This window comes from Natronorubrum sp. A-ect3 (assembly GCF_041821125.1).
In the GTDB taxonomy this organism is placed as follows: domain Archaea; phylum Halobacteriota; class Halobacteria; order Halobacteriales; family Natrialbaceae; genus Natronorubrum; species Natronorubrum bangense.
On record NZ_JBGUBB010000002.1, the window covers coordinates 440933 to 453220 of the forward strand.

Annotated in this window: 11 protein-coding genes; 6 read left to right on the forward strand and 5 right to left on the reverse strand. The window is 63.2% G+C overall.

Annotated elements, in window-relative coordinates:
• Positions 1–110: 110 nt before the first annotated feature.
• The 4 genes from ACERJA_RS08800 to glpA form a co-directional block, all read right to left on the reverse strand.
• Positions 111–1289, reverse strand: a complete 1179-nt coding sequence (locus tag ACERJA_RS08800) for a Cdc6/Cdc18 family protein (RefSeq protein WP_373607832.1) — start codon at positions 1287–1289, stop codon at positions 111–113.
• A complete protein-coding gene (locus tag ACERJA_RS08805) occupies positions 1290–2711 on the reverse strand; it encodes an anaerobic glycerol-3-phosphate dehydrogenase subunit C (RefSeq protein WP_373607833.1) in 1422 nt (473 codons plus the stop codon).
• Positions 2712–2786: 75 nt separating this feature from the next.
• Entirely contained in the window at positions 2787–4076 is a 1290-nt protein-coding gene (gene glpB / locus ACERJA_RS08810; RefSeq protein ID WP_373607834.1) for a glycerol-3-phosphate dehydrogenase subunit GlpB, read from the reverse strand.
• Position 4077: 1 nt separating this feature from the next.
• Positions 4078–5781: an anaerobic glycerol-3-phosphate dehydrogenase subunit GlpA gene (gene glpA / locus ACERJA_RS08815; RefSeq protein ID WP_373607835.1), complete on the reverse strand. Its 1704-nt coding sequence runs from the start codon at positions 5779–5781 to the stop codon at positions 4078–4080.
• A gap of 310 nt (positions 5782–6091) precedes the next feature.
• Here glpA and glpK point away from each other — a divergent pair, with 310 nt between their 5' ends.
• Positions 6092–7627: a glycerol kinase GlpK gene (gene glpK / locus ACERJA_RS08820; RefSeq protein ID WP_373607836.1), complete on the forward strand. Its 1536-nt coding sequence runs from the start codon at positions 6092–6094 to the stop codon at positions 7625–7627.
• 3 nt (positions 7628–7630) lie between these two features.
• Positions 7631–8704 carry a hypothetical protein gene (locus tag ACERJA_RS08825; RefSeq protein ID WP_373607837.1) on the forward strand — a complete coding sequence of 358 codons (1074 nt, stop codon included), beginning with the start codon at positions 7631–7633 and terminating at the stop codon, positions 8702–8704.
• A gap of 124 nt (positions 8705–8828) precedes the next feature.
• Here the strand turns inward: ACERJA_RS08825 and ACERJA_RS08830 are convergent, their stop codons facing one another.
• Positions 8829–8972 carry a hypothetical protein gene (locus tag ACERJA_RS08830; RefSeq protein ID WP_373607838.1) on the reverse strand — a complete coding sequence of 48 codons (144 nt, stop codon included), beginning with the start codon at positions 8970–8972 and terminating at the stop codon, positions 8829–8831.
• A 139-nt stretch (positions 8973–9111) separates the two neighbouring features.
• On the opposite strand from ACERJA_RS08830, the gene ACERJA_RS08835 reads away from it, so the two are divergent.
• From ACERJA_RS08835 to ACERJA_RS08850, 4 genes are all read left to right on the forward strand, one after another.
• Positions 9112–9795 (forward strand): HAD-IIB family hydrolase, encoded by a 684-nt coding sequence (locus tag ACERJA_RS08835; protein WP_373607839.1) that lies wholly within the window; start codon positions 9112–9114, stop codon positions 9793–9795.
• A gap of 40 nt (positions 9796–9835) precedes the next feature.
• Positions 9836–10135: a hypothetical protein gene (locus ACERJA_RS08840; protein ID WP_373607840.1), complete on the forward strand. Its 300-nt coding sequence runs from the start codon at positions 9836–9838 to the stop codon at positions 10133–10135.
• A 130-nt stretch (positions 10136–10265) separates the two neighbouring features.
• Positions 10266–11300 (forward strand): 4-demethylwyosine synthase TYW1, encoded by a 1035-nt coding sequence (gene twy1 / locus ACERJA_RS08845; RefSeq protein WP_373607841.1) that lies wholly within the window; start codon positions 10266–10268, stop codon positions 11298–11300.
• A gap of 173 nt (positions 11301–11473) precedes the next feature.
• Positions 11474–12259, forward strand: coding sequence for a DICT sensory domain-containing protein (locus tag ACERJA_RS08850; RefSeq protein WP_373607842.1), 786 nt, complete (start codon positions 11474–11476; stop codon positions 12257–12259).
• Positions 12260–12288: the final 29 nt, after the last annotated feature.

The window sequence follows — 12288 nt, forward strand, 5'->3', positions numbered from 1 at the left end:
GTATACAGCTGGACAGACCGGCCGACTGGATCAGTTGCGCTACTGCTGCCGTCGCCGTCGGAGACGATCGAGAATACCGATCCGGTCCGTACTGACTGCTGTCCGAGCTCTCAGCTGGTCGTGTTTTCGTCGCCGTTCGTGGTCGGCCCCAGTGCCTGAAAGACGATCGTCGGAAACCGCGGGACGACGGCGCTGGGTCGCCGACCGCTTCCGTTTCCGGGCAGTGGGACGCGTTCGATGATCCCCCGATCTGCGAGTTCGTAGAGAAAGCGTTTGACCGTGCCAGCAGTCAGCGAGGAGCGGCTGGCGATCTCCGTGGCGACCTCGCGGATCGGTCTGTCAGCCGACTCGACAGCGACGAGATCAGCAAGCACCCGCTGGCGCGTCTCGGAGAGTGAGAGTACCCGATCGAGATGGACGCCGTCTTCGGGAACGCCAGCCCATGCCGTCTCGAGGTGGTGTGATTCGAGTCGGTCGCTTCCGTCGGTGGTCGCGAGCACGCTGGCACCGAACAGCGTCGCCAGCGCGTCGTGTGCATTGCCGTCTGCCCACGTCGCGATGGTGCGAATCGATTCGTGATCCAGCGCTCCGGCTGCCAGCCCAGTCGAAGCGCGGTCAGTGACGACATCAACGAGTTCGTGGTTGCGGTAGGCCGGAACCGAAATGGTCGGGTTCTCGTCGCTCCAGTTGTCAGGGACGGTCTGGCCGACGGCGACGGTCGAGACACTTTCGGCAACCGGCTCGAGCAGGTCGTGGGTGCGGTCGTATGCGAGGGATTCGGGCTCATCGTGGTGATCGAGGGCGATCACTGCCCGGTGGTCCGGCCGTCCGAGTCGGTTACAGAGTCGGTCTCGAAGATCATCAGTGCCGACGCCGCTTTTCGGGACGGGTTCCTGAGATAGAACTGACAGGACCTCCTGATAAAAAGCGAAGGCGCTCTCGACGCGGCGGCCATCGACGTAGACGAACCACGTCACTGGGCCGGTGCTGCCGGCACGGGTTGTCGTCCCGATCGTCCGCGTTGGCTCACTGAGTCGGTCGTTTAACGCGCCGAACAGGGCAGTGATGATCGCTGACGTTCCCGATCCGGGTGGGCCGACCACGGACACCGCTGGCGGCAACTCGCCGTCGAACACCGGTTCGAAAGCGTCGAGCAACTGCTCTAAGACCGGTCCACGACCCACTGGATCCGGTCGATGGACGACTGGGCTGAGGTGATCGCGGTCGACGACGACCGACCGGCCCTGTCGTGCTGATACTCGTCGCGCGATCCGCTCTTGTAACTCCATCTATCTGGTCTCCTGGCCCTGGCGTCGATCCGCGTCGTCAGCAGTCCCCACGAGTGCCGCTGCGATGATTTCGAGGGTGTGTTTGATCTCGTAGCCGGTGCCGTGTTCCATCTGCATCGAGCAGGTCGGACACTCCGTCAGACCGGTCTCCGCGGGCGCGTCGTCCATGTGCTCGAACATCTCTTCGCCGATTTTCATCGACGTCTCGTAGTTCTCCTCTTTCCAGCCGTACGTGCCGGAGATTCCAGAACAGGAATCGCCGACGTCGTGGGCGTCGATGCCGTCTATTGCCCCTAGCACTTCGATCGTCTGTCCATCGAGTCCCTGGTTACGTGAATGACACGGTGCGTGATAGGCAAACGACTCGTCCTCGAGTGATGTGCCCTCGAGTTCGCCCTCGAGATCCTCGTGGACCCGGAGATATTCGACGGCGTCCCAGGTGTTCGCAGCGACGTCCTCGGTCCCCTCGAAGTCGAACAGTTCGGGGTACTCCTGGCGGATCGACATCGAACAGGAGCTACAGGAGGCAATGATGTCGGCTCCGTCTTCGAGTGCGGCCGCGAGTTCGCTGACGTTCGTCTCGGCGGCTCGACGGGCGTCCTCGAGCATGCCGTTAGCGAACATCGGCGTGCCTGAACAGGATTGCTCGGGGACCATGACCTCGTAGCCGAAGTGTTCGTAGACGCGGACGAGCGCCTTCGCGACCTCGGGTGTGTTGTAGTTCGAGTAGCAGCCGTGGAAGTAGGCGATGCGCTTGTGCCCGTCCTTTGGACTGCCTCGCTTTGCTCGCGCTTCCTGCGCTCGCTGTTTCGAGGTGGCGTTGCCACCTCGTTTCGTCCACCACTCCCGGAACGTCTCGGTCGCGAACTCGGGGAACTCCCGCTCGCTCGTGATCCCCAGCGTCTTCTCACCCAGCCACTGGGTGACCGACAGCCCCATCACGAAGTTCGCCGTCCGTGGGAAGGCTGCGGCCAGCGGTGCGAGTCGCCGGTAGTTCGCGAGGATTCGGTTGCGGATGTACTCTCGAGAGAGCTTGTTCATGTGCTCCTCGACGTACTCGCCTCGAGCCGTGTTGTGCATCTGCGAGAGCGGTACCTCGGAGGGGCAGGCGCTATCACAGCGCATGCAGTTCGAACACTTCATCACGGAGTCGTCGATGTCGTGGTCGTCCTGTCGTTTGAGCCGCCACTGCTCTGGCCCCTGGAACTTCGGGCCGGGGAACTCGTCGTCGACCTCGGCGACAGGACAGTTCGTATCGCAGGTCGAACACTTATAACAGTTGTCGGCTCCCGGTCGGAGGTCCATCTCCTCGGCCTCGGGGAAGACCTGAATCGGTTCGAACTCGTCGTCGGTCGATACGCCGTCGTCGGTTGGGTAGTCGCCCGGTGCACCGTCGTCGGTCGGGTGTTCTGCGTCGCTCATGAAATTACCTGTTTCGGCCGCTCGCACTCGAGTTATCGCTCGATCCGGTCGCTCGCACACTGCGTCTCGAGTCAGTCATTCGCCGCCCTCCTCGCCGGCCCGTGTCCCGGCGACGTAGCCCGTCGCGAGCGAGACGCCGCCGCCGGATTTCTCCGCCGCGAAGTCATACCCGCTCAGAACCGCGCCAGCCGCGCGCAGGTTCGAAAACTCTGGCTCGTCGTCGGCAGTCAACGGCCGCAACTCGCGGTCGACGCGCAGGCCGAAGCGTGCGTAGGGCTGGTCGCCGAACACGTCGTCGACGAACCAGTCGTAGCGGTCGGCGGCGTGGGGAACGTGACAATCAAAGAGCGGTTCGTACACCCGCTCGCGTTCCGAACGGACGCCCTTGCCGACGAGCCCGCCCGTCGCGAGGACGTACTGGTCGGCGCGGTGGGGGAGTTTCGAGCCGGTGCGGTCGACGACGACGTGGTCGATCCGGTCGCCGTCCGTGTCAGTCTCGTACTCGACCACCGGCACGCCCGAGGTTACCCGCACGCCCGCATCCTCGAGTGCATCGTAGAGCAGGTCCTCGAGTCGCAGTCCGGGCAGGCTGGGCGGCCCCATCGGGACTTCGAAGACGTCGACGCCGAGGGCAGCCGCGAGGTCGGCCCGCACCTCGGCGGCGTGGTCGTCGCCCAGAATCGCGGGAAAGCCGACTCGAGACTCGCCCTCTATGTGGGACTCGACGGCCGTGGCGAGCGCCTCGCGCGCGCCGGTCTCGCCTGCATCCGTAGAGACGGATTCGTTCTGATCGAGCAGGTGGGCATACCGCGTCACCTTCGCGTCGTCGCGGACGATGCCGGGGAACGACAGCGTGACGCCGCGAGCCGTAAACGGGATGCCAGCGGCCTCAAGATGAGCTGCAGCCAGTGGAGCCTCGAAATCCGGGAGGGTCTCGAAGCCGACCAGCAGCGCGTCCCGGTCGTCGCTCGCCAGCCCGGCAGCCGTCGAGGCCGGGTAGCGGGAAGTCGGTTTGACCGTGCCGCCGTGGGTTGGGACAAGTGCGTTCACATCCGTATGTGCGCCGGCGTACGCCTCGCCTGCGACGTCGTCGAAAAACGAGAGCGCCTCGCGGACGGCCTCGACTCCGACGCGCTCGTAGGGATGGCCGTCAGGGAGGTCGGAGAGGACGTCGAAGGGGTCGACGAGCGGGCCGTCACCCGCTGGCGTGTAGCCGAGCACGTCGATCAGCCCGCTGGCGTGGCGCAGCGTGCTCTGTTTGTGCGTCACCAGTCGCACCTGTCGGTCCTGTGCTGCCGCAGCGAGGGCCGCCGTCGCGCCGGCGAGTCCGCCACCGATTACGAGGACGTCGTCTTCGATCGCCATCTCAGCTCCCCCCGTCGGCACGCGGTTCGGCCGTCCGTTGGCCGCCGTCGAACGCCGCGTACTCGAGGTCACCCGACTCGCTTGCGGGGTCGCGGTCGCGGTTCATCGTCGTCGCGTGCAGCGCGTAGTTGAGCATCGCCTGCGAGAGCTGTTCACCCCACAGCGCGTGGCGTTCGCCCTTCCAGCGCTCCTGAAACAGTTCGTCGAGCGCCGTCCGGACGGTCTCCTCGTCGTACTTGGGGTGGAGTTCGTTCGCCATATTCTGACAGCAAAAGCCGCCCTGACAGTTGCCCATCGAGGCGCGGGTGCGGATGCGAACCGCGTTCAGGTCCGTTCCCGACTGTGAGATTCCGTCCTGAATTTCCGCGCGCGTAACGCCCTCACACTGGCAGATCACCGGATTCGCGGCGTCGGTCTCGAGCACCTCGCTTGCGCGACTGCCGAGGCGCTGTTTGCTCCGGCGAGCGACCGGCGAGCGCAGTCCGAAGTCGTCCATCCCAGCCTCGAGGGCCTCGATGTTCTCGCTGCCGGGGAGCGGTTCGTCGGCAGTGGCACACGAGGCCCGCACGCCAAGTTTGTCACAGACGTGATCGACGATCTCTTCGGCCATCGCCCGGTATGTTGTCAACTTCCCGCCGACGATGCTGGACATCCCCGAGACGCCGTCGCGCTCGGCGTGATCGAGCAAAAAGAACTCCCGCGTGATGTCCGTCGGATCCGTGGTCCCGGTCCCCGGCGGCTCGTACAGCGGGCGAACGCCCCAGAACGAGCGGATCGTCCGCGCTTCCGAGAGGATCGGGACGAGTTCCGAGAGGGTGTCGATCATCTGGTCGACTTCCCACTGCTCTTCGGGGTAGTCGTCCGGGTCCGAGACCTCCTCGTCGGTGGTGCCGAGGATCGCCGTCGTCTCGTGGGGGACGATGATGTCGGCGTCGCCTTTCGGCCGACAGCGGTTGATGACGGTGTCGACCTGCCGGACGTTCATGATCGTCATGACGCCCTTCGAGGGGCGGACCTCGATCTCGAGGTCGGCCATGTCCCCAATTTGGCCGGCCCACGCGCCCGTTGCGTTGACCACGTAGTCAGCTGTGATCTCCTCGGTCGTGCCGGCGACGGTATGGTTTCGTTTGCCCGGCCCCGAGGTGTGGCGCACGTTCACGCCGTAGATGTCGTCGCCGTCACGCAGGAGGTCGATCACTTCCGCGTGGGTCTCGATGCGTGCGCCGTGGGTTTCGGCGTCGGCCGCGTTCGCGACGCAGAGTCGAAACGGATCGACCGCGGCGTCGGGAACTTCGATCGCGCGTTTGACGTCGGTCGCGAGGTAGGGTTCGACCTCGCGTGCTTCCCGTCCCGAGAGAACACGCGCGGGAATGTTACACTCCCGACAGCCCTCGAGTTTCTCCTGGAAGTACGCGTCCGAGTCCTCGGGTCGCTGGACGAACAGGCCGCCGGTCTCTTCGACGCAGTGGCCGGCGATCTCCCGGAGGATTTCGTTTTCCTCGATACACTCTATCGCGCTCGCCTGATCGGAGACGGCGTAGCGGCCCCCGCTGTGTAAGAGCCCGTGCATACGGCCAGTTGTCCCCTCGGTCAGATTGCCTCGTTCGACGAGTGTGACCTCGAGGCCGCGCATCGCCAGATCTCGAGCGATGCCACAGCCGGTGGATCCCCCGCCGAGAACGAGGACGTCAGTGTGGGTTGTCATCCCTTGGTTCGTACCTAGATCCCCCTACTCTTTATTTTATCGACGCTCCATCAACACCCATAACAACTGAAAGTGTGTGAGAATATCACCCATTATTTGACCACGGTTCGGCCCCTATTTCCGGTGAAACGACGATTTTCGGGCGAACGACTCGACTGTTTTTGGAGAGGTAGCCGTAATATTGTTAGACCAATATAATGGGGCTATTACACTTACAGGAACATTTATAATGATCGTCGGATTTGTTTACCAGTAGCACGCAACCGTCGATAAAGACATCGCGTGAGCAGTACGATACGGGTGACTACTAGTGACAGAACATACCTACGTCGGTGCAGTAGATCAGGGGACGACTGGGACACGATTCATCGTATTCGACCACGGCGGACAGGTCGTCGCGAACGCATACGAGAAACACGAACAGGTGTATCCGGAACCCGGCTGGGTCGAACACGATCCGATGGAGATCTGGGCGAACACCAAACGCGTCATCACGCAGGCGCTCGGGCAGGCGGGCATCGCTCCCGACCAGCTCGAGGCGATCGGCGTGACCAACCAGCGCGAGACGACGCTGCTGTGGGACGCCGACTCCGGTCGGCCGGTCCACAACGCGATCGTCTGGCAGGACCGGCGCACGACCGACCGCGTCGAACAACTCGAAGACGATGAGATGGTCGACACCATCCGCGAAAAGACCGGCCTCGAGGCCGACGCCTACTTCTCGGCGACCAAAGCGGAGTGGCTGCTCGACAACGCCGATCCGATCAAACTCGAGCGGTCGCGGCCGGACGACATTCGTGACCGGGCGGAGAAAGGCGAGGTGCTGTTCGGGACGATCGACACCTGGCTGATCTACAATCTCACGGGCAACCACATCACCGAGGTGACGAACGCCTCGCGGACGATGCTCTACAACATCCACGACCTCGAATGGGACGATGAACTCCTCGCGGAGTTCTCGATCCCTGAGGCGATGTTGCCCGAAGTGCGCCCCTCGAGCGACGAGGCGACCTACGGCACGACCGATCCAGAGGGCTTCCTCGAGGCCGAGGTGCCCGTCGCGGGCGCGCTCGGCGACCAGCAGGCGGCCCTGTTCGGCCAGACCTGTTTCGACGCCGGCGACGCCAAGAACACCTACGGGACGGGCTCGTTCTTCCTGATGAACACGGGTAACGAGGCCGTCGAGAGCGACCACGGGCTGTTGACGACGATCGGCTTCCAGCGCTCGGGTGCGGACGTCCAGTACGCACTCGAGGGCTCGATCTTCATTACTGGCGCAGCGATCGAGTGGCTCGAGGATATGTCGTTGATCGACAACCCCTCCCAGACGGCCGAACTCGCCCGCAGCGTCGATACAACCGACGGCGTCTATGTCGTCCCCGCATTTACGGGCCTGGGCGCACCCCATTGGGATCAACGCGCACGCGGGACTATCGTCGGGATGACCCGCGGCACGCGGAAAGAACACGTCGTTCGAGCAACCCTCGAGTCCATCGCGTTCCAGACTCGTGACGTCGCGGAGGCGATGGAGGCTGATTCAGGCATCGAGATGACGAGCCTGAAAGTCGACGGCGGCGCGGTCAAGAACAACTTCCTCTGTCAGCTCCAGTCGGACATCATCGACTCGGAGATCGTCCGCCCGGTCGTCGACGAGACGACAGCGTTGGGGTCGGCGTACGCAGCCGGGCTCGCCGTCGGCTACTGGGACGACGTCGACAGTCTGCGCGACAACTGGCAGATCGATCGCGAGTTCGAGCCACAGATGGGGAGAGAGACGGCCGACAAGCGATATGACCGCTGGAGCGACGCCGTCGAGCGGTCACTGAACTGGGCGACGGAGGAGTGATCGATGTTTCAGGCACTCCTGCAGCTGCCGGTTATCGGGCTAGAGGTCGAGCAGTTTCTGCTCCTGTTGATCGCCGCCCTCGCCGGTGGCGCGTTCGGCGCGGCGATCGGTGCGTTGCCCGCGTTCATCTTTACGGGCTTTGTCGTCTTCCTCGGTGAAGGCGTCGCGATCCTCCAGCGAGAACTCGGCACACTCGATGCCGTCGAGACCGGTGGCCTCGCCACCGACATCACCGGCGTGATCGGCTTTGGTATGGTGACTGGTCCGCACGTCGCGTTCGCCGGCGGTGTCGCCGCAACGGCCTACGCCGGCCGGAAGTACCCCGAGATGGAGCCCGCGGGCTGGGACTACCACTTCGGGAAGAACATCCTCTACGCGTTCGGGACCAAACCCGACATCCTCGCCGTCGGTGCGGTCTTCGGCGCGGTCGGGATGCTCATCACGCAAGTCATGAACGGCGTCGGCTTCCCGACGGACAACATCGCGCTGTCGGTCGTGGCAACGGCCTTCCTGGCTCGCATCGTGTTCGACTACCCGATCGTCGGGAAAGTGGCAGGATCGAACATTCTCGACATGTCGCCGTTCGAGAACGGTGAGAAACGCGTGGCAACCGACGGCGGCACCGAGACCAGCCGACTGGCGACCGAGCCGTGGCTGCCCCACCAGTACAAGTGGTCCGGCATTATCGCTATCGGCCTCGTCGGTGGCATCCTCGGCGGCTACATCTGGCTCGAGACGGGAAGCATCTTCCTGGGCTATGCGATCTCCGCGATCAGCCTGCTGTTTCTCAACCTCGGCGTCGAGAAGATCCCCGTCACCCACCACATCACGCTGCTCGGCGCGGTGGGAGCGATCCTCGCCATGCCAGCCATCGGGAGCGAGCCGGTCGCGTTGCTCGCCGCCGGCGCGTTCGGCGCGATCAGCGGCTTACTCGCAGAAGTGACCCAGCGGATGTTCTACTCCCACTCCGCGACCCACGTCGACCCGCCGGCGATGGCGATTGCGATCTTCATGCTCGCCCTCGGTATCCTCTATCTGCTCGGACTGCTGCCCAACGCGGGCTACCTCGCGCTCTGAGCGGTCTGGGGGGTTCTTTCTCGAGGACGTACTCGCCACGGTCTCCGGCGATCCGTTTTGTAGCACTCCCGAACGAACCGCATGTGATGAGACGCATCGAGTGTCGACCACAACCGACCGACAGTCACCGGTCCGGTGGTGAAACCGTATACGAGTCGGCGTCTTCTTGCTGCCCGAAAAACGCCTCTAATGCTTTCAACACTCCGAAATAGACCGCGTACGCTGTGAGGGCGACATAAATCATGGGGACGATAATAATTTCAATCATATCTGGAATAGTATTCACAAAAACAAGTGTGTTCTGCTCGCTGGCATTCGATGGAGTGAGCGACAGTCGCGGTTGCTGTCCAGCGCTCTTGCACTCTCGAACCGACTCTTTTAGGTCACCAAGCCCTCGAGTGACGGCTATGACTGCTGATCCACCGCTCGTGCTCGATATCGACGGCACGCTGACCCGGCCCGACGGGTGGGGCATCGACCCGCGCGTCTTCGACCCGATCCGCGACTGGGAGGCCCCCGTCGTCATCGCGACCGGGAAGGCGTTTCCCTACCCCGTCGCCCTCTGTCATTTCACCGGCATTCCGGAACTCGTCGTCGCCGAAAACGGGGGCGTCGTCTACACCGGCAACGACGTCTTCTTCACAGCCGACCGTGAGGCCGCCCAAGCCGTCACCGAGGAGTACCGCGCCGCCGGCTACACGCTCGGCTGGGGCGCAGAAGACACCGTCAATCGCTGGCGGGAAACCGAGATTGCCATCAACTTAGAGCAGCCAATCGAGCCGTTGCGCGAGATTGCCGCCAGACACGGCCTCGAGGTGATCGACACCGGCTACGCCTACCACGTCAAAGACACGAACCCGACCAAAGGCGCCGGTCTCGAGACGATCGCTGACCACGTTCCGATCGACCTCGAGGCGGCCGTCGCCGTCGGTGACTCGATCAACGACGTCTCGTCGTTCGACACCGTCGGCCGGAGCTTCGCCGTCGGGAACGCCGACGAGATGGCCAAAGCAGCCGCTGATGAGGTGCTCGAGGAGGTCCACGCGGATGGGACGCTGGCGGTGCTCGAGCGTGTCCGGGGCTCGGTCTGAAACGCAGAACGCTTTTGCGGTGGCTCACTAACCACTGTGTATGGTCGTTGACTCCCTCGTCGCTGTTTTCGGACTCGTGGCGACGGGTGCGCTCTTCGGTGCGATCTACTGGGACGCCATCCGTGTCGACGTCTCGCGGCCGCTGCTGTGGGCCGCGCTTGCCGCAGGGACGTTCGCGGTTGGGGTCGGACTGTATCTGTTCGTCCCGACAGCCCCGATGACAGGCATTCTCCTGACCGCCAACACGGGGTTGGTCCTGTACGGCTTCGAGCGCGAAGTGTCGACCGAGGACGACGAGCCCGCCGAACCGGGCGAACTCCCACACAACTCCGGCAAGTAACGCAGACGGGCTGTTGCCGTTCGTGCCAGTGCATCTGCGATCGGCCTGCGGAGACAGCAAAACGGGGGCAACAGCTCGCATCAACCCACACCACACGGTTTTTGTCTGCGCCCACCCAATCGAGGGCAACATGAGCAATTCCGCCGAGACAGGCGTCGATACCGGATCCGACGCCGAACAGAACGAGGGCGACGGCGACGGCGGTGCGATGCAGGTCTCGAGTCCAGATTATCACAGCGAGAACCACACGGCTGCCCAGACGTGTGGCTGGACGGCCAACGCCCTGCGCGGCGAGGGGAAATGTTACAAGAACATCTACTACGGGATCGAGTCCCATCGCTGTATCCAGATGACGCCCGTCGTGCGGTGTAACGAGCGCTGTGTCTTCTGTTGGCGCGACCATCAGGGCCACTCGTATGAGATGGACGACGTCGAGTGGGATGACCCAGAAGCCGTCGTCGACGCCTCGCTCAAACTCCAGAAACGACTCCTCTCCGGTTTCGGTGGCAACGAGGAGGTCCCACGCGAGGTGTTCGACCAGGCGATGGAGCCTCGCCACGTCGCCATCTCGCTCGACGGCGAACCGTCGCTGTATCCCTATCTGCCCGAACTCATCGAAGCCTTCCACGACCGCGATATCACCACATTCCTCGTCTCGAACGGGACCCGACCCGAGGTGCTTCGAGAGTGTGATCCCACACAGCTGTATGTCAGTGTCGACGCTCCCGAACGCCACACCTTCGATCAAGTCGTCGGCGCGATGGAAGACGACGCCTGGGAAAAGCTACTCGAGACGATGAATGTCCTCGCCGAAAAGGACGAGACCCGCACCGTGTTGCGGACGACGCTCGTCAAAGGCGAAAACATGCACCACCCCGACTGGTACGCCGGCTTCTTCCAGCAGGCCGATCCGGACTTCATCGAGATGAAAGCCTACATGCACGTGGGTCACTCGCAGGGACGACTGGACCGCTCGGCGATGCCTGACCACGAGGAAGTCGTCGAATTCACCGAGCAAGTCCAGGAGTACATGCCCGAGTTTACGGAGTGCAAAGGGGTGCCAGCGTCCCGCGTGGCGCTCCTTTCGAAGACGAAAGACACGTGGGTTCCAAAGCTGAAAAAAGACAGCGAGTTCTGGGCGCGCGATTCAGTGACCGGTAACTGACAGCAAAACTCGGAGTCACACCACTTGCAGGTGCTTTTTTTGAAACAGTTGAGACACCGATCACACGGGAGTCCTGCCGATGGATGTGTTCAGCTATCAAGTCGTCACCACAGGTGTCAGATAAATCGGTTGAACGAACTCTTTAGCTCTTCTAGCCGCAACGGTCCCCGTAGATGACCCTGCGATCGTTCATCGAGGACACTGGCCCTCCGACGGCGACGATTGCCGTCGTCGGCGACGACCAGCCCGGCCCGCTCGAGGCGATGCTCGACGAGACGTTCGAGACACAGCCGATCACCGTCGAGACGGCGGCCACCGACACGTTCGAACTCACTGACGATCTCGATCTCGAGGCCGGTGACGGTGACGTCGCTGTGCTCCTCGAGGACGGCGTCCTCGTGGCTATCTCGCCAATGGCCGACATCTACGAGTCGCTTCTCGCGATCAACTCTGATCTGTTCGTGACCGGCACACGCGGGCTCGGCGAGATCGAGTTTCCGGACGTGCTCGCGAATCTCGACGAGACCCAGCTCCGGCTGCGTGGCTATCCGCTCGCTCACAAGGAGAAGCTGCTGTTGATCATCGTTTCCCGCCGCATCGAACAGTTGGCCTGGAACGGTGGCAGTGGCACGCTACGCAGTGCGTTCCAGCACCTCTCTCGGATCACCGACGAGATCGGCACCCACGAGGTGTACACGGAACTGGCGACGAGCGACGTCGATGTGCACGTCTATGGCGTCGACGATGCGACAGTCGATCTCGACGTCACCGTCCACAGCGGGACGGAACAGCGGTATCGAAACGCCTGGTTCGTCGTCTATCGCCCTGACGACCCTGCCGACGGCGACGGATCTGCCCTGGTCTGTCTCGAGGACGAGCCACGCGTCTGGGACGGGTTCTGGACCGACGATCCAGAGCGTGTCGTCGCGATCGACGAGGCCATCGCACGCGAATTCTGATACTGCTAGCTGTCCTGTGTCCCAGCAAA

What these genes read in the sequence shown, in the direction of transcription:
- ACERJA_RS08835 (WP_373607839.1), top strand. Translation starts at nt 9,112, where the DNA reads ATGACTGCTGATCCACCGCTCGTGCTCGATATCGACGGCACGCTGACC.
- ACERJA_RS08830 (WP_373607838.1), bottom strand. Translation starts at nt 8,972, where the DNA reads ATGATTGAAATTATTATCGTCCCCATGATTTATGTCGCCCTCACAGCG.
- glpA (WP_373607835.1), bottom strand. Translation starts at nt 5,781, where the DNA reads ATGACAACCCACACTGACGTCCTCGTTCTCGGCGGGGGATCCACCGGC.
- ACERJA_RS08840 (WP_373607840.1), top strand. Translation starts at nt 9,836, where the DNA reads ATGGTCGTTGACTCCCTCGTCGCTGTTTTCGGACTCGTGGCGACGGGT.
- ACERJA_RS08805 (WP_373607833.1), bottom strand. Translation starts at nt 2,711, where the DNA reads ATGAGCGACGCAGAACACCCGACCGACGACGGTGCACCGGGCGACTAC.
- ACERJA_RS08825 (WP_373607837.1), top strand. Translation starts at nt 7,631, where the DNA reads ATGTTTCAGGCACTCCTGCAGCTGCCGGTTATCGGGCTAGAGGTCGAG.
- ACERJA_RS08850 (WP_373607842.1), top strand. Translation starts at nt 11,474, where the DNA reads ATGACCCTGCGATCGTTCATCGAGGACACTGGCCCTCCGACGGCGACG.
- twy1 (WP_373607841.1), top strand. Translation starts at nt 10,266, where the DNA reads ATGAGCAATTCCGCCGAGACAGGCGTCGATACCGGATCCGACGCCGAA.
- glpB (WP_373607834.1), bottom strand. Translation starts at nt 4,076, where the DNA reads ATGGCGATCGAAGACGACGTCCTCGTAATCGGTGGCGGACTCGCCGGC.
- ACERJA_RS08800 (WP_373607832.1), bottom strand. Translation starts at nt 1,289, where the DNA reads ATGGAGTTACAAGAGCGGATCGCGCGACGAGTATCAGCACGACAGGGC.